Below are 24,591 nucleotides of genomic sequence, written 5' to 3'. Positions count from 1 at the left end.
CCTGCTATTTTAAATGCTATAGTAATTATAGTAAAAATAGTAGGCCGTTAGATAGTGCATGGGAAACCAGGCATGCAAACAATGAATATCTGTAAGCAACATAACATAAAATGCTGCTGCACATAAAATATGCTAAAAATTCCATAGGTGTTGGCGGCAGATGAATAGTGGCAAATACAAACGAAGTAAAAATCCACGAAGCACCATACCCATATTTCTTCCCACCATGCAAAAAGATTATCCCTCTGAAAAATAATTCTTCGGTAAAAGGTACTGCTGTAATTGATAGTATACCAGTAGCAATAGATATTTTTGTAACAACTATCGCCTGCGCGTGAATTGTAACGGAAAAAAGAAGTATAATTGCGATAGTAGCTCCCAGAGCACCCAGCAGATCACGAAAAGTATGTAACGGTGTCAAGAGTAGAATGATTTGCTTTTGCATTACCCTGTATGCATACACAGCAATAAAAGGGGATATGATTGCATGTGCACCACCGTACTGCAATATGTACATCATACTAGAGAGTGCCCGACCACTTCCATACGATAAGAGTACCGACAACATAATGAGCACCACAAAAATAGAAAAAGAAATTATAACGCATATATCCCGCAGATGAATATAATGGAGTTGTATCCTTTGCAGATAGTTGATATATTCTGTCAGTATAGTGATCTGCTGTTTAGTGGTTAAAGTGCTTATTTCTGTAAGGCCTTTCTCCAGCAATGAACGCTGAGTATTGTTCAATGATGTCAGGCAATGACTTTTTACCTGCTGTGGCAGTAGCGAAAAGATATATGTTGCTTTTAGGTAATTTTTCATAAGTTCTAAATTATTGATACATCTTTCATTAAAGATTTATCAACTTTTTTCCAGAATCTTTTCCTGGTGTTATGCCAAAAAGCCTTTTGTATTCTCTGTTGAATTGTGATGGACTTTCATATCCCACATGGTAGGCTGCACTGTAGGCGCTGATTCCTTCTTCCATCATTAATATGCGAGCTTTATGCAGTCTGACATTTTTTATATATTGGAGGGGAGTCATATTCGTCACTTTTTTAAAGTTATCATGAAAAGCAGATATGCTCATACCTGCCTCATGAGCAAGAGAATTTATATCAAGCTTTTCGATGTATGATTCATGTATCTTATCAAGAATACGTGCAATCTGAAAGAAATGCTTATTTCTATAAGCCAGTGCCATCAAGGCCCCTCCTTTTTCACCACAGAGGACCCTATATATAATTTCTTTTACAATTATTGGTCCAAGAAAACGACGGTCTCTTAATGAATGTAACGATTCTAAAAGCCTGATAGTTGCATTTATTATCTGCTCGTCAAGTGGAACTGAATGAATGCCCTTAGGAAGGGATGTCATGTTGTGATTATCATTATCAATTGCAAGAAGAATCTCCCCTATTGTCTTTGTATCTACTTTGATTTTAACACCCATCAAGGGCTTCTCTGCACTAGCTGTTGTTTCACATTCCATCGGCAGTGGAACAGATAAAACCAGATAGTTAAGTGGATCATAGATAACAATATCATCACCAATGAAAAGCTTCTTTTGTCCCTGTGCAAGTATAATAATTGCCGGGCTGTAAGTTACTGGTGTTCTTGGTGTTGATGATGTTATACGAAATAAATCCACTCCTTCAATAACATTCTGTATAACACCTTCTTCTGGCACAAGGGAGCTTAAAAGCTCAACCATTCTGTTATGATTCATAAAATTATACCTGATTTATAGCATTTTGTATAATTTAGCAAAAAATAGCTAATTAATGCAATAAATATTTTAAAAGTTTGTAGAATCAGGCAATTATTTGTAAATTCAGATATTTACAGAATTATGGAAATGCGCTAATTTAAGTCAAAATTTTTTAATTAATAAGGAGGGATTTCATGAATTTTGAATTTTATAACCCAACACGTCTTATTTTTGGAAGAGGAGTGGTTAAACGACTTGGTGGGTTCGTTAGTCTATATGGTAAAAAGGCTATGATAGTTACAGGTGGGGGAAGTGTAAAACGCAATGGGACCTTTGATAAAGCTGTAGCAAGCCTTGAAGAGGCAGGGATAAAGTGGGTTGAGTGCAGTGGGGTTGAACCAAATCCAAGACTTACCACAGTAAAAAGAGGAGCCTCTATTGCAAGAGAAGAAAAGTGTGATGTCATTATAGCTCTTGGTGGAGGTAGCACCATGGATGCATCAAAAGTAATGGCAGCAGCCTTTTATTATGATGGAGATCCATGGGATATGATTTATCATGGACAGGCAAAGCCATATTATCCAACTAAAGCTCTGCCAGTAATTACTGTGCCAACATTAGCAGCTACGGGATCAGAAATGAACGATGGTGCAGTAATAACAAATGAAGAAACAAGAGAGAAATCCTTTGTTCAGGCAGAGTGTTTATACCCAAAGGTTGCACTGGTGGATCCTGAGCTTACAATAACTGTTCCTGCGGATCATACAGCGTATGGAATATGTGATTTAATCACCCATGTAACAGAGGGTTATTTTAATAGCAGTGATTATACGCCAATTCAGGATCGCTTTGCCGAAGGTGTTATTTTGACTGCAATGGAATGGGGGCCAAAAGCAGTGGCTGATGGCAGCAATGTGCAAGCACGTGAGCAGGTTCAATGGGCATCGGTTGTTGCATTAAATGGATGGGTTCAAGCAGGTGTAAATGGTGGATATCCCGTCCACATGATAGAACATACTTTGTCTGCATATCATGATATCCCTCATGCGGCAGGACTTGCTGTTATCAATCCTTCATGGATGAGATTTGCAGCAAGGTATAATACTCAAAAATTTGTGCAGTTTGCCGAAAGAATTTTTGGCTTAAAGGCAAAATCTTCCTCAGATCTTGATTGTGCCTTTGAAGGAATAAATCGTTTTGAATCATTTCTTAGAAGTATTGGATGCCCAACAAGATTATCTGAACTTACTATTGATGATAAACTGATACCTCAATATGCTGCTGATACAATTCGCATTATACATGATGAAAATGGTAAATTGCCAGGACTTCCGCCAATGAGTGAGGGAGATATTATTGAAGTTTTAAAATCAGCACTGTAATTTTTGAGGATAATGAAAAGATATTTGTTCTTTTTGTAAATAGGCTAGTAAAATATTTTAACGTTAGGAGGAAAAATATGAGAGCATTATCAATTTTGGCTATCGTTTCAGTAATGTTATTGGGGCAAGCCTGCAATGAAAATCAAAATTCAGTCAATATGAATATTTTGAAAAAATCAGAACATTACACCTTTCAATTAAGTGACAAAGTAACCAGACAAAAAGTAACATTCAAAAACAGGTATGGAATTATTTTGTCAGGAGACTTGTATATTCCTAAAAACAGACAAAGCGGATCTTTGCCCGCAATTGTCATTAGTGGACCTTTTGGTGCTGTTAAAGAACAATCATCGGGTTTATATGCAAATCAAATGGCAGAACGTGGTTTTGTTGCATTGCATTTGACCCATCATACACAGGAGAGAGCAGTGGGAAACCCAGACATGTAGCATCTGTTGAGATTTTCACAGAAGATTTCAGTGCAGCTGTAGATTTTCTAGGACTTCAGAAAATTGTCGATCGAAACAGAATTGGAGTAAAAGGAGTATTTTTATGCAAAATGTAATTTTAAATAATGGTGTAGAAATGCCGATTTTAGGGTTTGGCGTTTATCAAATAAATGATGCTAATGAATGTGAACGCTGTGTTTGTGATGCAATTGAAGCAGGGTATCGTCTTATTGATACTGCTGCATCATATGGCAATGAAGAAGCTGTTGGGAAAGCAATAAAAAGAAGCGGTGTCCCGAGAGAAGAACTTTTCATCACTACAAAACTTTGGGTTCAGGACACCGGTTATGAAAAAACCAAAAAACCCTTTGAAAAATCGCTTAAGAATCTTCAGCTTGATTATCTTGACCTTTATTTGATTCATCAGCCTTTTGGCGATGTTTATGGTTCATGGCGAGCTATGGAGGAGCTGTACCGCGAGGGAAAAGTAAGGGCAATTGGAGTAAGCAACTTTTACCCAGACAGGCTTGTTGATCTAATCCTCCATAATGAAATAACTCCTGCGGTAAATCAGGTGGAAACGCATCCATTCTGCCAGCAGATTGACAGTCAAAAAATAATGGAAGAATACAAAGTGCAAATAGAATCATGGGCTCCTTTTGCTGAGGGCAGGAAAAACATGTTTAGAAATGAGGTGCTGGTATCGCTGGCCCAAAAGCATGGTAGATCGGTTGCTCAAATTATACTGCGCTGGCTTGTGCAGAGGGGGGTTGTTGCAATTCCAAAATCAGTGCACAAAGAAAGGATCATTGAGAATATCAACATATTTGATTTTGAGCTTTCTTTTGAAGATATGGATAGAATTGCGGCACTGGATGCAAAAGAAAGCGCTTTCTTTTCTCATAGGGATCCTGAAACGGTCAAGTTTATTTGTTCATTAAAGAGATAGGTTATAGATGCAGTTGAAAGGACTTAAAGTAAAAAAGTCCTTTAAAATGTTGTATATTACACAGGGTATGCGAGCAAATGAGGAAAAATGCCATTACTGTACTGGTACTGCTCATGGCACTGTTGCTTGGTGCCTTAGGGATAATACAGAATTATTACTTCGTCTTTGTAATGACAGGAACCGATGATTTTGCGTACACCTACGACAAAAACAGGACGGATCTAATGCGAACATCCGTTTATTCTATTGATGTTGAGGATAATGTGGTCGGCAATTTTCTGTATTGTTTTAAAAAAGTGTATTCCCCTGGTAGAAACGCTGAAATTAAATATACCTATAACGGGAAGAAAGTATTATGGAGTGGTAAGAAGAATTCACAGGATAAAGGAGTAAGGTCAGTGTTAGGAAATGATCAATCCTATAAAGCTTTTACTGCAGATACAAGGATTGAAGATGTGATTAAGGATCCAGCTTTTGGAAATTTTGGAAGGCTGCTTTTTCCGACTGATAAAAGGTACTACAGTGGAGATACTCTTGGAAAACTCTCCCTGACATGGTATAGCAACATTAACCCGAATAAAACAGTGGAAATCGTTAATTACTTGAAAGAACGTACCGAATCAGGAGATACAATTTTCTATGAAATTTATTCTGATAAAGAAAAAGTACAAGACCCTACCAAAGAGGATACAGGGCTGTTTTTTTTCGCGGCAATAAAGGCGCAAAAACAGCAATTGTCAATGCAGGCGGAGGATTTGTATATGTCGGAGCAATGCATGACAGTTTTCCCCATGCTCTTGAACTCAGCAAAAAGGGGTATAACGCATTTGCTTTAATTTACCGCCCAGGTGCGCGTACTGCCTGTGAGGACCTTGCAAGGGCAATTGCTTTCCTGCATAAGAACGCCAGCAAACTCGGAATAGACATGCAAGACTATTCTCTCTGGGGAGGGTCTGCCGGAGCGCGTATGGCAGCATGGCTTGGAAGCTACGGAACTGAGAGCTTTGGAGAAAAGAGGTATCCGCGTCCTGTGGCTGTCATTTTGCAGTATACCGGTTTGTCGGAAGTGACAGGAAAGGAACCCCCGACATTTGCATGCGTGGGAACGAATGACGGAATTGCATCGTACAAAACGATGGAGGATAGAATCAACAGGATTAAGGCAAATGGAACCGATGCGGAAATAGAGGTTTTTCAGGGACTTTCACATGGATTTGGGCTTGGGGAAGGAACAGTCGCAGAAGGCTGGATAGATAATGCTATAAAATTTTGGGAAAAACACATGACAAAGTAATACTGTTAAAAATCTAAAGAGGGGTAGAAAATGCCAAATTCAAAAATTCTCATTGCTTATTTTACGCACAGTGGTAATACAAAGGTGGCAACTCAAAAAATTCAAAATTTAATAGGAGGTGACATTTTTGAAATCAAACCAATAAAATCTTATTCTGAAGATTATTACCAGGTAGTAGAAATAGCAAAGGAAGAGAAAAGGAAAAACGTCAGACCAGAACTTTTGCATCACCTTGAATCGATAGACAATTATGTAATTGTAATTCTTGGTTATCCCAACTGGTGGGGAACTATGCCGATGGTAGTTTTTACATTTCTTGAGAGGCATGATTTTTCAGGGAAAATTATTGCTCCAGTGTGCACACATGAGGGAAGTGTTATGGGTAAAAGTGAAAGTGATATTAAAAGACTATGCCCACATTCAAAGGTGTTAAAGGGACTGGCAATTCGTGGAGGGAGCGTCCACAATGCTGACAAAGATATTACTGAGTGGTTGCACGCCATTGGAATTTTGAACTAAATTTTATAGGGATTGGTTTTGTCCCTTTTAGTCCACTTGGCAAAGGTTTTTTAACAGGTGCAATTAATGAGAATACCAATTTTGACAGTTCTGATTTTAGAAACATTGTCCCAAGATTTTCATCTGAAGCAAGAAAGGCAAATATGTCTCTGGTGGAAATTGTTAAAGACATTGCAAAAAGAAAAGGTGCAACGCCAGCTCAAATTGCCCTGGCATGGGTGTTGGTGCAAAAACCATGGATTGTCCCAATTCCTGGCACAACTAAACTGGAAAGACTTAAAGAAAATATTGGTGCAGTTAGAGTTAAATTTTCTGAAGATGAACTCAAAGAAATTGACGATGCTTTAGCAAAAATCTCTGTGTGTGGAGATAGATACCCAGAAGAATTGGAAAAATTGACCTATAGGTAATTACACCCATTGAAGAAGTTTAACAAATTAGATAGACTATTATCCTGTTCCCATAGTATTATATATATTATACACAAATGATGAGAGTGAGTGAGAGTATCAATGGAGCTCTTAATATATAATTATAAAGATTGGGCAGAATCAAAGATAAGTATTTTTTTATTGATTGAAAATTAAGTATATTCAATGTATGCAACATTTAAAGGTATCAAAAAAATTATTGAAAATCAGTCCAATTGTACTAAAATTGTCCAAGTAGTAAAAAATGCAAGGTAATCATGTCAGAACAGATACGCACTATAACAGATAAAGGGCAGTTTCCAAAAATATTTTCTCTTTTTTTTGCCAATAATGATGTTTTTTTAAGAACTGCCAGTGGGGATTTAAAGATAGTCTATATGGGTTTTGCTGACGGCACGGTTGCATTCAAAATTCCCTATGTTAAAAATATGCCTGATTCATGTGTTATATTAACCCGTAAAGACAGTTATATCGTTAATGGTGTGTTTAAGTTAAAAGAAAAAGATGTTGACGATATGTATGTCTTTTATCCTGTACAGTTTCAGATAATTTCAACTCCCCGAAAAGAAGAAAGAATTGAGTTAGGTGCAGGAAAGGCAGTATTGTTTATTACTAACCTGATTTCTGATTATATATTGCAAAATTCGCTGGCGCTATCGCTTAAAAAAGTAGATAATGTTAAGGAAATTTTACGGTTTGATTTAGAAAAACGCTTCCCGTATGTAAAAATATATTTTTTAAATGAGGGTATGGCCGATCCACGAATGAAATATTTTTATGCCAACCCGATTCCTTTTTTTATACCAAATATCAATGCACAACCTGATGCAAAAAGTCAGAAGATATTTAACACCTATATAAACGAGATTTATGCAAAGGATCATGCTCTTCAAAACAGAAAAAATCTTATTGCTGAAATTGCAGTGCCGGTATTGTATCATGGCAAGATCCCCTATGGCTATATACAGGTTAACAGTGACAAGCCACTGACTGATGGTATATTTTCAGTTATAAAACGGTTGGGTGTTGTTGCTGATGAGCTTTTTAAAAAAAATAAGCTATTTATCCCCGAAACTGATCGTTTGCTTATTGCTGATGCATCATTTAGCGGAATTGGCATTGTGTTCAGGGAACGAAAGTATATACGGTATTTTAAAGAAGGAAGCTATGTCATTGGGGATATTCTACTGCCCAATGGTGCCAGGGCAAATGTATTGTGTGTGGTGCGCAATATTGCTTTGATGGAGAACAAGATCATTAAAGTTGGTTGTCAGATTAAAGATATAGATGCATTGAGCGAAGTCCATTACCACGAATATTTAGAATCTGCTGGTGTGAAAGTTTAACTAACCTGCCAAATAAAAATCTTCATGAACTGCCCAAATATTCCGATAGGAAACAGTAGTATCCTTATATCCAAGGAGGGAGTTCATGAGTACCAAAACCCTGCAATCTATCCTTTCACAGGAGCAAGAAATATACAGCCGGTTAGTACAGCTGGAAGAACAGAAGAAAGAAGCTATAACGGCTTTTAACGGTGATTTACTTTTTTCATTATCAAAAGAGCAGGAAACATTAATCCTTACTCTGGAAAAGCTGGAAAAGTCACGACAACAGTTAATTAAAACCCATGCAACCGGTCGTACATTTCAATCACACGATATGACACTCAAGGACTTTATTACGCTAACCAGGATGCATGATGACGCAAATCTTGTAGCACAGGCTCAAAAGCTTAAAACTACTATTGAAAAATTTGCACGCCTTCATGAAGCAAACAAAAAGCTTATTAATGATAATATAGAGTTTTTTAATGTAATCCTGACTTCACTACGAAAAGCGGTAACCATTGAAACAGGCTATGGACCAGAAGGATTAGCAAAACGCAGTGCCAGCGGGGCAGTACTGATGAATAAAACAGTGTGAGGTGGTATATGAATTCAACATTCATGGGAATAGAAATTGGTAAAAAAGGGTTACTTGCCCACCAGCAGGCATTGCATGTGACCGGTCACAATATTTCAAATGCTGCAAATGAAGAATATTCACGCCAGCGAGTGGTGATAACAGCATCTGATCCATTGTATGTACCGGCTTTAAACAGGGCTAACCAGCCTGGCAATATTGGTCAGGGCAGTGAAGTGGCAATGATTCAGCGCATTCGTGATGAATTTATTGATGACCGCATTATGGTTGAAAAGCAGGCTTTTGGGTACTGGAAAGCCCGCAATGATTTTATCTATCAGATTGAAATGGTATATAATGAACCTTCTGACCAGTCAATTAGAAGCCGCCTGGATGCGCTATGGGAAGGATTTCAGGAATTGTCAAAATACCCCGAAGAGCGCTCAACTCGTGAGGTGGTTAAAGAAAAGGCAATAGCTTTAGCAAATGAAGTGAAATATACGTATGGTAAATTATATGAACTGCAGAAGCAGGCAAACAGGCAGATTGGGCATACCGTGGAGCAGATAAACGAATACGCGCAGACAATCCGTGATTTGAATGAACGAATATTGAAAGCTGAAGCCTTAGGCGATAATCCCAATGACCTTAAAGATAAGCGTGATGCATTGATAGAAAAGCTGTCCCAGCTTATAAATATTAGTGTCAGCCGCACGGACAAGGATGAGCTTATAGTGTATATTGGTGGGGAAAACCTGGTGCAGGGTGAGGTATTCAGGCCACTTGTTGCCATTGAGGATCCCGACAATAATGGCATGTATAAGGTACTGTGGAAACAGACACTCACCGATGTTACTATTCAGAGCGGTGAGTTAGCAGGTCTTATTTCTATACGTGATGGAGTTTTGCGCCAGAATATTAATGATGTGAATGCTTTTGCAATAAATTTGGCTGATTTAATAAATGAAGTGCACCGAGATGGCTTTGGGAAAAACAATCAAACAAATAATAATTTCTTTAAACACATCGCGGTAAGCGACAATGTCGAAGGAAACTTTGATCTGAACAATGATGGCATCTATGATGTAACAGCACTTTTTAAAATCTCAGGTAACAATAAGGTTGATGCTTCCGCTGCCATTGGAATTACCGGTACACTTACCTTCGTGAAAAACAACGCAATGGATCAGGAAATCAAGATAAATTATTATGCAACTGACACGCTGCTTGATGTCATCAAGCGTGTGAATGATGCAAAGATTGGCGTTGTGGGTTACATTAATCACAACAGCCAGTTAGCTTTCAAAGCTACTATCGCCGAAGACACTGATAAGAAAAATTTTATTATACGGCACTTAGAAGATTCAGGGCAACTATTAGTGGGGTATGCAGGCATTTTGAAAGAGTCAGGTCCACAGGGTGCATTTGATTATCGCAGGGTGGATGATATACGCAAGATAATTGCATCGCGAGAACATATCACCATTACGCCAATGTTTAATCCTGCATCGTACATGGATATTGATGATGCAATCAAATACGATATTGATTCAATAGCTGCTGCAAAAGGAAAAGATTTAGGTGGTACCGGTGACTACAATACATCAAATGGTGTTGGTGATGGATCTAACGCACTGGCACTGGCAGCTCTCAAGCACAAGCATGCAATGATAGACTCAAATGCAACGTTCAATGATTTTTATACTTCGCTTATTTCGCGCATTGGTTCGCAGGGCGAAGAAGCAAAAGACAGAATTGCAAGCCAGGAAACATTGCTTAAAAATTTGGCCAATCTCCGTGAGTCAGTATCAGGGATTAACTTAGATGAAGAGATGGCAAATATGGTACAGTTCCAGCATGGATACAATGCTTCAGCGCGAGTAATTGCCATGATTGACCGGATGCTTGAAACTATCATTAAATTAGGCCAGGGGGTATAAACCATGCAACGCGTAACCAACCAGATGATTAATAATACCATGATATACAACCTGAATAAGCATCAGCAGGAAATGGATAAAATGCAGGATATGCTGGCTACAGGGAAAAATGTGCAGTTCCCGCGTGATAATCCTGTGGCTGCCACCAATCAGATGCTGTACAAGACTGCACTGGTTGAGATAGAGCAGTATATTAAAAACATTGATGAATCAAAATCAAAATTAAGCGAGGTGGATTCAGCACTGCAATCGGTTATTCGCATTTTTCAGCGCCTGCGTGTTCTGGCAGTTCAGGGTGCACATGGCATCTACACTTCATTTGAACGAAAAGAGGCTGCAGCAACCGAAATCAATCAGATGTTAGAAGAACTTGTTAACATTGCAAATATCAGGGGGGCGACAGGTAAGCCCATCTTTGGTGGCTATCAAACAGGCACTGAAAATATACCTGACCCATTTGTCCCCATCTATCAAACACTCACTGCAGGCAATCAGGGGAATGCTATGATTGGTGTGCAGTACCGTGGAAATATAGGCAAAATACTGCGCGAGGTTGCAAACAGCGAGTATCTGGATGTTAATGTTCCGGGAAACTGGGCATTCTGGGCAACCAATCAGGTGCTATCGGCCAACAAAGATGTGTCGCAATACAGAGCCCTTGCCACACAATCATTTAAGATTGATGGCGTTTCAATTCAGATTGCCGCCGGTGATACCATTGATATGGTTATAGACAAGATTAATAATGCTGGCCTGAGCGTAAAAGCATCATTAGGTGCGCGAAACAATTTAGTGCTTGAAACAACGGTACCGCATGCTATATGGCTTGAAGATGAAGGTAGCGGGACATTTTTGCGCGATGCTGGCATGGTAAATCCTGATTTTCCCAATCCGCCAAACAATGTTGATCCCACGGTGTCAGTAAGTGGTATGTCAATTTTTGATATGGTTATACAATTGCGTGATGACCTGGTGCGGGGTGATCAGGAGCTTGTTGGTGGACGTGACCTGGGACTTATTGATATGGCGCTTGATAATGTGTTGCGCCACATTGCTGCAGTTGGTGCAAAAGAAAACAGGATTGAGGAACTTGCAAAACGTTCGGAATATGCAAAGAGTAATATACTTGACATACTGGCAAAATCTGAAGGGATTGATTTTCCTGAAACCATAATGAACTTTAGGTGGCTTGAATCAGTACACAACTATGCACTGGCAGTTGGTGCGCGGTCAATCAAGCCCACACTTATGGATTTCCTGCGATAATAACGCTATGAAGAGGTGCAACCGTTGGTAACAATAGCAACAAAACCATTTGGGCAAATTGAAGTTGATGAACGGCAGATTATTGATTTCCCTGAAGGCATTTATGGTTTTGAGGACATTAAAAAATTTGTCATTCTGGATGCCAATGAAAAATCACCATTTAAATGGCTGCAGGCGTATGATGAACCTGATTTAGCATTTGTGATTATACGCCCCATAGATTTTATGATGCAGTATGAACTGAACGTTATGTCAGAAGATTTAGAGGATATAGGTGCAAAAAGCCCTGATGAAGTCATAGTGTTTGCGATAGTTACCATACCAGAAGATCCTTCACAAATGACCGCCAATCTACAGGGGCCTGTTCTTATTAATCCTAAAACACGACGTGGCAAACAGGCCATATCATTAAGCGATAAATACACGGTGCGCCATTACATCCTGGAAGAGATAAAAAAAGCACAGGTGAAGAGGTGATTGCATGCTGGTACTGGCGCGTAAAGTAAACGAAAGTATCATGATTGGCGATGACATTGAGATAGTTATTATTGATATCAAAGGTGATCAGGTTAAATTAGGAATCAAGGCACCAAAATCGGTGGCAGTGCACCGTAAAGAGATATATGAAGAAATACAGAAGGAAAATATTGCCGCAATGAAATCTCAGCTTAAACCCGAAACACTCAAAGATATTACTGATATATTGCAGACTCATAAAGAAAAAAACATTGACAACCAAAAAAAATAATAGTAACACAGTTCATAAGTACCTGCTGTAAATGATAACACTATCCTGTCATCTTCAAACATGATTCAGGACTTACAATCACGTGATTGAATCCATATCATGTTGGGAATGATGGTGGTGAAATCCTATTTTTTGGGGAAGGGAAAATGCCCGATATTATTGTACAGACAAATGTTGCATATCTTGTAGGTATATTTTTTATTATTTTTATTCTCCGTGAGATAGTGGCCTTTAAAAAGATTTTGAAGCTTAAATATATTTTCACCCCCCTTATCACCTATATTGTCATTATTATTGCATTGTATCTGTCATATGTCCGTGGTTTTACCGTGTATAATATCTTTATTATTGCCGGACTTGTCTTTGCATTGATTGCGGATACTTTTCTTATGATTGAAGAGATAAGCTTTTTTATCCATGGACTTTTTTTCTTTTTATTAACCCATCTGTGCTATGTGTATGCGCTGAGTATTAATTATCATTTTGGAACCATTGATATAATTATTATAATGATTATTCTATTGATTTTCTTTTTGTATTATTTAGTAATTCACAAAGCAAAAGGTAAACTATATATTCCGGTCATACTGTATATGCTTGTTTTATCCTTGGTATTACTCCTGGCTATTGGTACGTTTATGAAAAATGTATACCCCCGGGGTGCCATTGTAACCATAGCAGCAATCCTTTTTGCCATATCTGACGGTGTTCTTGCATTTAACCAGTTTGTACACAAAGTACCTCATAGCACTGTTGTGACATGGTCATTGTATGCACCTGCACAGCTTCTGTTTGCAGTATCCTGCTATTATTGATGAAAAAAAGATTATTAACTCAGTGCACTATCTTTGGTGATGTAAAAAATTATCATTATTTTTCTTGTAAATAATGAGTTATTTTTAGTATAATTTATTGATAATACTTTGAGCTTAGTGTAAATAATATGATGGTGGTGTGTTATGAAAAAGATATTTATTTTTATTCTACTAATTTTTATTTCTTGCGGGCAATTAATAAAGCAGAGCCCACAAAAGGATTATGAACGTATATATAAAAATTTAACCAATGCGGAATCACTGGAAAATCCTGTGCTAAAAGATAAGCTTATTAACAAAGCGTATACTCTTTTGATGCAACGGCAGGCAGAACTGATAAAAGAAAAAAAATCTGATACAACGGTAGCTGCTTTACTGGCCTACTATTATTATTTAAAAGGGAACTATCAGGATGCATCATCACAGGTTGAACTTGCCTCTTCTCCATCAGGGAATAATCCATTGGGGGCAATTATACAGGCACGTGTACTGCTTTCTACAAAAGGGAAAGCGGGTGCTCAGGGTGCACTTGATATCTTACGTGCAGTGGAAGGCTTGGATAATCCAATGGCATTTATAGCAATGGGTGATGCGTATTTTTTAAAAGCAGATTATGATAAGGCACGTGATAATTACACAAAAGCCTTATTGCTTAACAGGGAATTGCAGGTTGTTGCTGCCAACCGACTTGAAGTTATATCCCGTATAAAGACACTGTCCATCAATGTAGCAAAAGTTTCTGACTTTATTCTTGAGCCCACAATGACAAGAGATAAGCTTGCATATATATTATATGAAATATTTGAATTGCAAAAGTATATTGCTACTGCAAAGCCACTTGATGCCAATTTTATTGATCTGGAGAAGTCTCAGTATAAAAGTGCAATTGTCTCTTTACGACAGAAGGGATTCTTTTCGTATATTCAGGGGAGCGCATTTGAACCATTTATGGTAGTATCTCGTGGTGAGATGGCAAAGCTAGTTGAGGATTTTTTAGTACTATCACGTAATAATGAAGGATTACGGTCAAAATTTAAAAATGAATCACCTCCTTTTTTCAATGATATAAAAAATGATAATGAATATTATAATGCTATGCGTTTGGCCGTTGATATGGGTATTATGACTGCTTCCTTGAGCCAGGATGCATATCCTGATGAATCAGTAACAGGATTGCAGGCAATAATGATACTTCAAAAATTAGTAAAGTAAGACACCATTTGGGGATGAGGGGTATATATGATTATAAAAAGAAGATTAAAGATATTTTTTACAATAATAAGTGCTCTGGTTATAGCAGCAATAACCTATGCACAATTTACCGATAATGCTCAAAGCGATGAAAAAAACCGCACTTCTAAGATAACATATAAAAATTATATATGGATAGAAGGTGAAAACGCGGTATCAACGAATTTTGCTCGTGAACCCATATATAACTTCTTTTGCAGTAATAAGTTTGCGTTACAACTTTCAAAAGATGTTGATCCCCCACAGGACGGTTATTTTGCTACCTATGTTTTTTATGTTACCCATACCAAGGAATATGATTTCTGGATGGGATGCACCCCTCCCGGATCAGCATATAAGGATAGGCCTGGCTATGCATCCCCCATTGAATGGCAAATTGACAACGGCCCGTTTCAGACAGCATCAGCTGAGAATGTGTATGTGAAAAGTTTTTATGGTATTGGTGGGTTCTACTGGGTAAAAATTGCCAGTGGTACACTCAATGCTGGGAAACACACCCTGACAATTAGAGTAAAACAAAAAAGAAGCAGCGGCTGGGATTACTACTTTTATGTTGATGCCATTTTATTATTGCCTCAATATAGTACAGGTATAGCACAGCTTATGGATTTTCCTGAGGTTGCACCAAAAGATTTTGCCACTCCGGGTGATGGCATACTGTTTAATGCTCCTGAATTTTATGAAAAAAAATTACGTGCAAATATTAGTGATAGAGAAGCACTATTTTCCCTTGTGCAAATTTATGGTTGGCTATATGATTATAACAAAGCAATATTTTTACTAAAAAAATATTTGGAAAAAAATCCACGTGATCTTGATATGCGGCTAGAGCTTGCTGCATTTTATTCATGGTCAGATCAATTAGATGCAGCCATCAGTGAATATAAAAATATCATTGCTATTGATGAAAAAAATATCACCGCACGAAAGCTTCTTTCAGTACTTGCAGGCTGGAACAATCGCTATGATGAAGCAATAAAGTATTATCAGGAAATTATTGCCATAGATCCGGAAAATGTGGATGCGTATATTTCACTGGGTACACAATATTCGTGGAAAGGTGAAATGAACAGAGCTATCGCCACATTTGAAAAGGCTGAAACTATTGCCCCCAGTAATATTGAAGTGCTTGAGGTTTTAGGTGATAATTATTACTGGGCAGGAAGGGCGTATGATGCCATACGACAATATTACCGCATAATCGATATAAATGAAAAGCAGATATCAGCATATAAAAAATTGGCTAAGATATATCTTGATTTAGGTGAAAGTACAAAAGCAGCAAGAATAATTAATGATGCAAAACAGGTTGTAGATTTATATCCGGAACTATCGGGTATATCATTAGATGTTAAAGATGAGCTTGCAAAAGAGCGTCGGGCATTAATAGATAGTTATAAAGAGGCACTGGTAAAAAATCCTGATGATGTCAATTTACGCAAAGGGCTTGTTGATACGTATATATGGAACAGAATGTATGGTGATGCGGTTAAGGAATATGATGCTCTGCTTGCATATAAGATGTTTCACTCAATTGAGCAGGCCGAACAAAAGGTAACACGATTGGCCATACATACTGTTGGATTGCAATCATTAATGCCTTTGATTAAAACCATTAAGGATGATGGTAGCATAATTAAAAAACGATATGCAAAACTGATAGATGATAAAAAGAAAGGCAAGGCTGTCATTGAGCCATCGTCGCTTGCCAGCGATAAAGCAAAGCTTGAATGGTACAACGCAAAATTAAAAGAAATACAGAAAGAGCTGTATGTATACAATGATATCACTGCGGCATTTGGCAAAGATGTGCAGACGTATACAGCAATGCAGGCGGCAACAGGCTGGCACTTTGAGTCTGACAGGATTTATAGGTATGCTGCAACTGCAAAGAAATTAAATCCACAAATGTATCAACCATATAAGGTTCAGGGAACCATTGATTTATTGTATGATAAACCGTCAAATGCAGTCAGTTCTTTTGAGTTGGTAAAAAAATTGGCTGCCGGCGCTGAATTTCCCGGGTTGCCCCTTGCCTATGCACAAACAAAAAAATACAATGAGGCGATAGCTCTTTTAGAAGAGTCATTGCAGAGTAAAAAAGTATCTGCAACATATAAGAATGATATTGAACAAATGCTTTCACTGGTAAAATTAAGTAAAGGAGAAATATCTTCTCAAAGCTCACTTCAGGATATTGAAGTTTTACTGGCAAATACAGACTCATTGCTGGAATCTATTGATGATGATGTTAACCAGAAGCTTTCATTTGGCCTTGCCACAATGCGCAATGTGTATGAAAAGCAGTTCTTAGACCTGGAGATAGACAATGCGCGTATTTATAAAGAGATAGCCAACTTCTATTTGCAAAACGGCAATTATAATGCCTCACGAGAATATTATTCAAATATTTTAAAAGTGCAGCCGTTGAACGTGGAAGCAAATTTTGCTATGGGCAATATCAATGAATTTTTGGGATACTGGAAGGATGCTAAGGGAAACTATGAAATATGCATTAATGCACAACCGGATTTTGAATATGCACGTAAGGCTCATTATGAATTACAAAAACAGCATGCTCCTTCTATTACTGGCAATAGTATATATTTTAGTGACAATATACGCACACGCTATGGTATTGGCTTAAGTGGTCTATATGAGCCCAGCCAGTATTTTGCATTACAGGCGGGCTATGAATTGAATAAACAAACTGATTCTGGAGGCATTGCTACAACCGGGCAGCTCTTTTATCCATCTAAAGGGAATGTGACAATGCATAAAGCTTTTGCTGAAATTGCAGTTCCCTTCAGGTTTTTGTATATGCGGCTTTTTGCACATCTGGGCGGTACCATGTATTCGGGTACGGTAGATTACGGCAATCCTTTGTATGATACATCACTAAGTTATATGTCATTGTCCTATGGGGCTGGGTTCTGGTGGATGCCGCCAGGTACTGGAGTTACCGTAAAAGTAGCGTATAGTCATGATGATGAAAATGATCTCTCACAGTCGTTAAAGATGAAGTTTAGAGATGCCATTACGTATGATATGTTTGAGGGTATTCTTGATATAAATTTTTCTGAATATGATTTCCCATTGAGTAAACGGCTTTTCTGGTATAATGCGCTTCAATACCGCATGCTATCGGATACCAATACTCGATTGTCTAGCTTTAACCAGCTTACAGTACGAGTATATCGTATACCGCAATGGAATATGTTTTTTGATATTGCAGGTATTTATTCGTACGAGGATACAAAATTTAACCAGTATTCTTCCGGAGATATACTGCTTGTTCCATACTGGGCTCCACGGGGGGTTTCTTATTATGGCCCAATGGTTAAAATAACGCAGCAGGTTGAAAATCTTTTTAGCGGGCGGTTGTTGTATTCTGTATTTTTGCAGTATCAATATGATTCACTTGATCAGCGCATAATGATGCCAGGAATCTCACTTTCACAGAGCTGGGATAAACTTAATCTGTTTGCAGAGTATACGTATTCAAATGTTACCCTGCCCAAATCTACTGCTGATAAAACATATATCTCACATGACCTGAAGTTTGGTGCAACAGGTAAATTCTTCAGCATATATAGCCCAAAAGGGGCCGGTGGCAAACCAGTACTATTTGTGTCAGCCAATCCAACGCTTATTACACCTGATGGCGATGGCAAGGATGACTTTGCAACGTTGAGTTTAACTGCATTTGATGAAAAAGGTATCCAGCAGTGGTGGATTGAAATTTATGATGAAAAAGGGCAGAAGATTCAGGAATATAGCCTTGCTGGTGCGGTGCCGGGAACATTCAGATGGGATGGTACGGCCAGAAACAATGTGCTGGCTGCGGAAGGCAAATACTATGTTCAGCTTACCATACAAAATTCTGCAGGTGAGCGATTCAACTCTAAAAAGCAGGAGATTGTACTATCTGCAGCAAAACGTGCTATAGCTCTGAACCCATCATATCCCAAATTTTCACCAAACGGTGATAAAATTAAGGATACAGTAAGTTTTACTATTCAGGCAACGGACAAGAAAAATATAGCCAGTTGGTTTGTTTCTATAAGCAATAAAAATAGAATTGTAAAAACAATTAGAGGAAATGACTTTATCCCGTATGATGTATTATGGGACGGATTAGATGATAATCTCAAAACAGTACCTGATGGAGAATATGTAGCTGCACTTACTATAAAATATGATGATGGGATTGTCGTTAAGTCTCCAGCTGCTACTGTTACTGTCGTTACTAAAGTAGCAGTTGACATAAAAGTTGAGCCAAATGAAATTACACCGCTGCAAACACCATTGCGTATTACTCCATCAGTTGATGGAGATGTTGCGCAGTGGCAGATTAGATTTATGCGCGATGATGGTGCTGTTGTTAAAGTAATTAATGGTGCAGGCATGCCGCCTAAAGTAATTTCCTGGGATGGGACCGATGATAAAGGTGAACCTGCAGTGTATAATATGCAATTAGAAGCCCAAATGGAGATAACAGATGATGCAGGCAATACCGCAGTATCAAAGAAAGTACCGTTTATGGTGGGATTTCTGATAAAGCAGGAGAAAGGCAAACGTATTGTATATATGTTCAATCAGGATACAATATTTAAAGGACGAAGTGATGAGCTTACAACCAATGGGGTGCTGATACTTGACCAGCTTGCAGGTAAACTGGCAAAGATGGGTGGCTTTACACGGATTAATATTGTTGCCTATACTGATGCTGTAGGAAGCAAGCAATCCAATATGGCTTTATCGCAAAAACAGGCTGCAGTAATAGCTGAAAGATTAAAAAATCTTGCTGCAGAAATAAAAACTGTTGGTGCAGGTGCAGAAGTACAGTACCTTAAAGATAAACCTTCAAAATGGGATATACGTTATGAAATTGAGCTTTATTAAAACTATCGCTTTAATAACAGTATCTTTCTGTATTGTTATATTTAGCACAGTGAGTTCTTTTGCAAAAGCAAAAGGGCTTTCGGTATTGTGTATCTATAAATCATCCGAAGGGTATACCGATGATAGTAACCCGTTAAAATGGTTTTTTGAAAAGGATATTACCGCAAATGGTTTGCAGGTAAAATATTATGATTTTGATAAGGGCTTTTCATCGTTAAGTAATCTTGATGATATACGGGCGATAGTTACCTGGTATAATGGCGGCGTTGTGGCAAGCAAGGACATAGGTATAAACTATGCAAAGTTCATGATTGATGCAGCTGATAAAGGGATAAAAATTATCATTGTCAATTCCTACGGTGCATATGGCTATAAGGATGGCAACGAAACAAAATGGGATTTACTTCCCTATATACGCCCTCTTTTTACAAAGATAGGGATTTACTTCCAGGGATTCTGGACCAACAATCCAAACAATATAAAGATCATATATAAAGACAGTGCAATGGTAGAAAAGGATGAAAAGCAGGATGTAACAAAATCATTGCACTATCAGCAGATTATCCCATTGCGTGAAGATGTGAAGACATATTTACAGCTACAACGAACTGATGCACCACCTCAAGCAGGGGATGGCAAATCAAGTGTTATTGTTATATCAAAGACGGGAGCATTTGCGTTAGAAAACTACGTGGTGCGTGGGAGCAAAGTAATGCTCAATACATCACGGTTTATACATGAAGCACTCTTTTATGATGATGGCTATCTTAATGTGGGTGTGATAATTGGTGACATAGACAGATCAAATGTAGTAAACAATAATATACTCTATGCCTTTAAATATGCAAAGATTCGCTGTGATGTGTATACAAAAGAAGAAATAAAAGGATTGGTGGCAAATGATTTAACTGAATATGAAGCGCTACTGGTGGCAACTAAAACTGCAGATGCTGTTCCATTAAAGTTATTGAAAGGTTATGTGGAAAATGGTGGAAAATGTATATTTCTAAATTATGTTGAACCAAATAGTGAATTGAATACGTTTATAGGAATTAAAGAATATATAAAAAAAGAAGAATATTTTAAACAGGGTTTTACGTTACAACCCTCATTGTTTTTAAATGGAGTAAATGTGCCTGGTGATGATATAGTCTGTAATGTACGCAGAGCAGTTCTGGAAAATGATGTAAAAGTTCTTGGTACAGTTAATACATTATTTGATGCTGATAAATATCCTGTAGTATGGGAACGAACAATAAAGAAAGGCAAAATATTGTACTGGAATACTAATTTGCTGGATGAATCTAAGTTGACTCGTGGAATGATTGTTCAGAGCATTTATAAAATAGCAGATGTGTTTGCAACAGGGATGATAAATGTTGGTTTAATGATGATTGATGATTTCCCTGCACCATGGTGGAATGTTGCATATAAGCCTTATAGAATCAAATACTACAGCGATTTATTACAAAATGAAAAAGATAAATTTAACCGAAAGAAATTAGAGGAGATCATTGAAAAGTTAAAGAAACTACCTGAAGAAACAGACACCCTTTTTATTTCTGATGTATGGTTTAAAGACATACTGGCATGGCAAAAGCAGTTTGGATTTGTTTATTCAAGTTTTCTGATATTCAATTATAACAGGGACACAAAAGCAGATGAAGCTGGATTTTCTGTAAGGGATTTTTATCTTTCACAAAATGGCTTGAGCGCTAAAATGGGTTTAGCTGCACTTGAGAATGGTTTTGAACTTGGCCTTCATGGGTTTAATCACATGTCATTAACTTTAACAAAACCCAAGGAATATGATTCAGTACCATGGCCTGATAAGAAAACAATAATACAGGCTTTGACGGTAGCAAAAAATGAATGGATTGCATTATATGGAGAAAGTGCTTTACCATTCACGTATGTTGCACCCCATAACATTATTGATGCAACAGGCCTGCAGGCATTAGGTGAGGTGTTTCCCAGCATACGTGTAGTAGCTACTTTGTATGTTGCAAAAAGTGGTGAGGTTGAGCAGGAATTTGATTGGACACCAGATAACAGGTTTTACCAGATACCACGCATTACTTCTGGATATTATTTTCAGGATTTTGACAAATTTGCACTCTATGATGCATTTCATAACTTTGGTGTAATAAGCCATTTTATCCATCCTGACGATGTTTTTGATGAAATGCGCTCAAAATCCTATGAGGGGTGGCTTTGGCTAAAAAGCAACTTTGAAAAAGAATTTGGTACATTAAAACAACATTACCCATGGATACGATGGATGACTGTGAAAGATGCTTTCTATGAGTTTGTTGTATATAATTCTTCTGCTGTTAATTTTAAAATTAGGGGTAATAGCATTGAAATATACACTCCCGGCGGAGCAGGACACAGTTATTATATACGAGCACGAATCCCCAAACAGCATAAGCAACTTATTAATTGCAACTTAGTGCAATATACACCAGCAACCGGGGATATTGTTGTTAAAACAAATAAGTATAAATCAGTAATAGTGTGGTAGATGGCTACAGCATCTATTTAATAGATGCTACGTTTCAATACATCTGCAGCTTTGGGACAAATTTCCTTAAGTTGAGAAAACCTGTGGTCAGCAGCCTGGAAAGCAAATGAAAAAGTTTTCCCCCCATCAGATGGCCAGTAGGATTCGCCTTTTCGTGCACGTACGTACTCATCACCAATAAAGGCAATAGAATTCTGGTTGCAGTCTTTATGTGATGGGTTGTTTTTTGTACATTCATCCAAACACATAAGTATCCAGTTGTCACTAACTGTACTTTGTGCATACAATGATAGTATAAATGATAGAGCAAAAACAAGAAAAAAAAGCAAAATCATTTTTTTCATAATGATTACCTCTTAATAAAAGTTATGAATACGGATAAGCCAATTCAAAATCCCTTATATTTATGAAAATGAATTATTGTACACCTACTTTGCCCCATGTTTTCGTAATATTAATGCTGTCTTTGAGTTTGCCTTCTGTACTACAGATTCACCTTTATCATCCCTGGCATTGACGTCAGCGCCTTTTGTTATAAGAAGTTCAATAATTTTATCACTGGTATTTGTACTGACCGCCAACATCAATGGAGTTTCTCCGCGGCAGTCAGGCATATTAACCAGTGCATTTTTTGAAAGGAGATATTGGATAACATCATAATGTCCTTTATATATAGCTACCATAAGTGGTGTAAATCCTTTATACATACGAATATTAACATCAGCACCATTTTCAACAAGGAATTTAACCATGTCCATATTGCCTACAGATGCGGCGTTATACAGTGCTGATTCGCCTTTCCAGTATGCTCTGGCATTAATGTTAACTTTTTCTTTAATAAGCTTCTGAACGCCTGTTATATTACCATTGACAGCTGCAGAGATTAGTTCTTCCTCTTTTTTTCTTTTTGCACTAATAAATCCGCATTTTTTTTCTAATTCCTGCAATGATTTTTGCGCATCATTTGCAACAGGATTTTTCTGTTTTTGGAAGATATTCACTGATGTATTAAGGAATTCAGCTGCGATGCAATAGTCTCCAAAACCTTCGCTGTAGACAAGGGAAAGATACCACATGTAATATGCAAAATTAAATGAATTATCAAGTTTTAAACTAATACAATAATCTCTCCCTTTAATAAGATTGTCGTATGCTTTTTCGTATTGTTTCAACACATAATATTCATATCCAATCTGGCAATAGGTATAAGCGGTCCCCATTGATACTGTTAACCCTAAAGTATCCCATATCTTTAAACATTGCTTATACAATTCCACAGATTTTTTGTGATTTCCCACCATTGAATGGATTACCGCCAGATTGTTAAGCCCCCATGCATAATCGCTGGTATTCTGCAAATCAAGATATTCGTAGATTGTTATGGATTGTTGAGTACACTTGAGTGCATCATCTATTCTGTTCTTGGTTCTATATCCTGCACCACACAGCATGAGGACGGCAGCTGCCAGTCGGGAGTTATCTTCACCTAATGCTGCAAGGATATTGAATGCCTTGACAGCAAAGGTTACTGCATGGTCACTATCGCCCCTATTCCAGAAATTAATCCCCATGGTATAATACAGAGATGCTGATTCAAAAGAGTTATCAAGCCCTTCTTTTTTTAATATTTCTACTGCTCTTGCATAATAGTTTTCAGCATTGTCAAGATTCCCCAGAATACTGCATACCCCACCAGCAGCAAGGTATGCATAAAAATAGTTTGTATCAATTGAAAGTGCCTGGTTAAAATACTTCAAAGCTTCTTGAGGATTTGTATCGTAATTTTCAAGGCCTTTTGCATACAGCTCAAATGCTTTTATATCAGGACGAGGTAATTTTTTGATATTTTCCTTATCTTTTAATGTAAAAACAGGTTTCCTGGTTCCGGGAATGTTTGTTTGTTGTGCAGTGGACATAAGCTCCGTAACAATCCTGTCCTGCAATTCAAAAAGATTATCAACAGTACCATCAAGAGAAATTGCTTTATCAACAATTGCCTTTTCAACAGAAACCAATTTTGCGTTAACTCGTATTCTGTTACCGGTAACGGTATAATTACCAGAACATATAAGCTGCGCACCCATAATGGTGCCAACCTTGACAACGTCGCTTTCCTTTACAAGACCAGTCATGCCTAATTCAATCTCTTGAATGGCTTTTTTTCTGTCCTCTTCAGTAAATACAGATATGCTGGAGATTTTGGAAAGATCGGATATGACTGATTGTGTCATGCCAGTAGATATCCACGAATACTGAGCATTGCCGGAATTAGTGAAAGGATATACAAGTATATTTATTTTTTTTTCAGATGATTGTCCTGATAAATGGGTGGCATATAAAATTGTGATAAAAATATAGAATACTATGAATACCTTTTTTTTGCGTAATGATATAATATGCTGTGATAATACATTTTTAACTAAAGAGAGTTTATAATGCATGATAAACCTTCTTAGTGATTTTTTAATATTAATATGCTAAAGCAGAAAGGTATAAGC

The 24,591-nt window shown here is 37.6% G+C and carries 17 protein-coding genes and 3 pseudogenes; 16 read left to right on the top strand and 4 right to left on the bottom strand.

Features of this window, described 5'->3' with window-relative positions:
• Positions 1 to 25: 25 nt before the first annotated feature.
• Together AB1444_05280 and AB1444_05275 are read right to left on the bottom strand one after the other, a co-directional pair.
• Complete coding sequence (locus AB1444_05280; protein ID MEW6526064.1) at positions 26 to 826, bottom strand: type II CAAX endopeptidase family protein; 801 nt, start codon at positions 824 to 826, stop codon at positions 26 to 28.
• Between the two features lie 28 nt (positions 827 to 854).
• The gene (locus AB1444_05275; GenBank protein ID MEW6526063.1) at positions 855 to 1,733 is read right to left on the bottom strand and encodes an AraC family transcriptional regulator; all 879 of its coding nucleotides are present in this window, start codon (positions 1,731 to 1,733) and stop codon (positions 855 to 857) included.
• A gap of 176 nt (positions 1,734 to 1,909) precedes the next feature.
• Between AB1444_05275 and AB1444_05270 the strand changes: the two genes are divergently transcribed.
• The 16 genes and pseudogenes from AB1444_05270 to AB1444_05195 all read left to right on the top strand — a co-directional run bounded on the left by AB1444_05270 (position 1,910) and on the right by AB1444_05195 (position 22,093).
• Complete coding sequence (locus AB1444_05270; protein MEW6526062.1) at positions 1,910 to 3,097, top strand: iron-containing alcohol dehydrogenase; 1,188 nt, start codon at positions 1,910 to 1,912, stop codon at positions 3,095 to 3,097.
• A 77-nt stretch (positions 3,098 to 3,174) separates the two neighbouring features.
• Positions 3,175 to 3,644, top strand: a pseudogene (locus AB1444_05265) (alpha/beta hydrolase).
• 5 nt (positions 3,645 to 3,649) lie between these two features.
• Positions 3,650 to 4,495, top strand: a complete 846-nt coding sequence (locus AB1444_05260; GenBank protein ID MEW6526061.1) for an aldo/keto reductase — start codon at positions 3,650 to 3,652, stop codon at positions 4,493 to 4,495.
• A 398-nt stretch (positions 4,496 to 4,893) separates the two neighbouring features.
• Positions 4,894 to 5,789: pseudogene (locus AB1444_05255) on the top strand (alpha/beta hydrolase).
• Between the two features lie 30 nt (positions 5,790 to 5,819).
• Entirely contained in the window at positions 5,820 to 6,308 is a 489-nt protein-coding gene (locus tag AB1444_05250) for a flavodoxin (GenBank protein ID MEW6526060.1), read from the top strand.
• A 5-nt stretch (positions 6,309 to 6,313) separates the two neighbouring features.
• A pseudogene (locus tag AB1444_05245) lies at positions 6,314 to 6,718 on the top strand (aldo/keto reductase).
• A 278-nt stretch (positions 6,719 to 6,996) separates the two neighbouring features.
• Positions 6,997 to 8,085, top strand: a complete 1,089-nt coding sequence (locus AB1444_05240) for a hypothetical protein (GenBank protein MEW6526059.1) — start codon at positions 6,997 to 6,999, stop codon at positions 8,083 to 8,085.
• Between the two features lie 85 nt (positions 8,086 to 8,170).
• Positions 8,171 to 8,665 (top strand): flagellar protein FlgN, encoded by a 495-nt coding sequence (locus AB1444_05235; GenBank protein MEW6526058.1) that lies wholly within the window; start codon positions 8,171 to 8,173, stop codon positions 8,663 to 8,665.
• Between the two features lie 8 nt (positions 8,666 to 8,673).
• Complete coding sequence (gene flgK, locus AB1444_05230; GenBank protein MEW6526057.1) at positions 8,674 to 10,584, top strand: flagellar hook-associated protein FlgK; 1,911 nt, start codon at positions 8,674 to 8,676, stop codon at positions 10,582 to 10,584.
• Positions 10,585 to 10,587: 3 nt separating this feature from the next.
• Positions 10,588 to 11,850, top strand: a complete 1,263-nt coding sequence (locus AB1444_05225) for a flagellar hook-associated protein 3 (protein ID MEW6526056.1) — start codon at positions 10,588 to 10,590, stop codon at positions 11,848 to 11,850.
• Between the two features lie 24 nt (positions 11,851 to 11,874).
• Entirely contained in the window at positions 11,875 to 12,327 is a 453-nt protein-coding gene (gene fliW / locus AB1444_05220; protein ID MEW6526055.1) for a flagellar assembly protein FliW, read from the top strand.
• Positions 12,328 to 12,331: 4 nt separating this feature from the next.
• Positions 12,332 to 12,598 carry a carbon storage regulator CsrA gene (csrA, locus tag AB1444_05215; GenBank protein ID MEW6526054.1) on the top strand — a complete coding sequence of 89 codons (267 nt, stop codon included), beginning with the start codon at positions 12,332 to 12,334 and terminating at the stop codon, positions 12,596 to 12,598.
• A gap of 146 nt (positions 12,599 to 12,744) precedes the next feature.
• Positions 12,745 to 13,413 (top strand): lysoplasmalogenase, encoded by a 669-nt coding sequence (locus tag AB1444_05210; protein ID MEW6526053.1) that lies wholly within the window; start codon positions 12,745 to 12,747, stop codon positions 13,411 to 13,413.
• Between the two features lie 144 nt (positions 13,414 to 13,557).
• Positions 13,558 to 14,625, top strand: coding sequence for a hypothetical protein (locus tag AB1444_05205; protein ID MEW6526052.1), 1,068 nt, complete (start codon positions 13,558 to 13,560; stop codon positions 14,623 to 14,625).
• Between the two features lie 27 nt (positions 14,626 to 14,652).
• Entirely contained in the window at positions 14,653 to 19,569 is a 4,917-nt protein-coding gene (locus tag AB1444_05200; protein MEW6526051.1) for a tetratricopeptide repeat protein, read from the top strand.
• Entirely contained in the window at positions 19,550 to 22,093 is a 2,544-nt protein-coding gene (locus tag AB1444_05195; GenBank protein ID MEW6526050.1) for a DUF2194 domain-containing protein, read from the top strand. Before AB1444_05200 ends, AB1444_05195 begins: the two co-directional genes overlap by 20 nt.
• Before the next feature lie 17 nt (positions 22,094 to 22,110).
• Here AB1444_05195 and AB1444_05190 read toward each other — a convergent pair whose 3' ends face one another.
• Positions 22,111 to 22,437, bottom strand: coding sequence for a hypothetical protein (locus AB1444_05190; protein ID MEW6526049.1), 327 nt, complete (start codon positions 22,435 to 22,437; stop codon positions 22,111 to 22,113).
• Between the two features lie 84 nt (positions 22,438 to 22,521).
• Complete coding sequence (locus AB1444_05185; protein MEW6526048.1) at positions 22,522 to 24,534, bottom strand: ankyrin repeat domain-containing protein; 2,013 nt, start codon at positions 24,532 to 24,534, stop codon at positions 22,522 to 22,524.
• Positions 24,535 to 24,591 lie beyond the last annotated feature (57 nt).

Source organism: Spirochaetota bacterium (genome assembly GCA_040756435.1).
GTDB lineage: Bacteria > Spirochaetota > UBA4802 > UBA4802 > UB4802 > UBA4802.
The sequence above is the reverse complement of the archived record's forward strand: the minus strand, read 5'-3'. Positions and strand labels throughout refer to the sequence as shown.

What these genes read in the sequence shown, in the direction of transcription:
- AB1444_05275 (MEW6526063.1), bottom strand. Translation starts at nt 1,733, where the DNA reads ATGAATCATAACAGAATGGTTGAGCTTTTAAGCTCCCTTGTGCCAGAA.
- AB1444_05240 (MEW6526059.1), top strand. Translation starts at nt 6,997, where the DNA reads ATGTCAGAACAGATACGCACTATAACAGATAAAGGGCAGTTTCCAAAA.
- AB1444_05250 (MEW6526060.1), top strand. Translation starts at nt 5,820, where the DNA reads ATGCCAAATTCAAAAATTCTCATTGCTTATTTTACGCACAGTGGTAAT.
- AB1444_05270 (MEW6526062.1), top strand. Translation starts at nt 1,910, where the DNA reads ATGAATTTTGAATTTTATAACCCAACACGTCTTATTTTTGGAAGAGGA.
- AB1444_05190 (MEW6526049.1), bottom strand. Translation starts at nt 22,437, where the DNA reads ATGAAAAAAATGATTTTGCTTTTTTTTCTTGTTTTTGCTCTATCATTT.
- AB1444_05235 (MEW6526058.1), top strand. Translation starts at nt 8,171, where the DNA reads ATGAGTACCAAAACCCTGCAATCTATCCTTTCACAGGAGCAAGAAATA.
- AB1444_05210 (MEW6526053.1), top strand. Translation starts at nt 12,745, where the DNA reads ATGCCCGATATTATTGTACAGACAAATGTTGCATATCTTGTAGGTATA.
- AB1444_05280 (MEW6526064.1), bottom strand. Translation starts at nt 826, where the DNA reads ATGAAAAATTACCTAAAAGCAACATATATCTTTTCGCTACTGCCACAG.
- AB1444_05185 (MEW6526048.1), bottom strand. Translation starts at nt 24,534, where the DNA reads ATGCATTATAAACTCTCTTTAGTTAAAAATGTATTATCACAGCATATT.
- AB1444_05205 (MEW6526052.1), top strand. Translation starts at nt 13,558, where the DNA reads ATGAAAAAGATATTTATTTTTATTCTACTAATTTTTATTTCTTGCGGG.
- AB1444_05200 (MEW6526051.1), top strand. Translation starts at nt 14,653, where the DNA reads ATGATTATAAAAAGAAGATTAAAGATATTTTTTACAATAATAAGTGCT.
- AB1444_05260 (MEW6526061.1), top strand. Translation starts at nt 3,650, where the DNA reads ATGCAAAATGTAATTTTAAATAATGGTGTAGAAATGCCGATTTTAGGG.
- flgK (MEW6526057.1), top strand. Translation starts at nt 8,674, where the DNA reads ATGAATTCAACATTCATGGGAATAGAAATTGGTAAAAAAGGGTTACTT.
- AB1444_05225 (MEW6526056.1), top strand. Translation starts at nt 10,588, where the DNA reads ATGCAACGCGTAACCAACCAGATGATTAATAATACCATGATATACAAC.
- csrA (MEW6526054.1), top strand. Translation starts at nt 12,332, where the DNA reads ATGCTGGTACTGGCGCGTAAAGTAAACGAAAGTATCATGATTGGCGAT.
- AB1444_05195 (MEW6526050.1), top strand. Translation starts at nt 19,550, where the DNA reads ATGAAATTGAGCTTTATTAAAACTATCGCTTTAATAACAGTATCTTTC.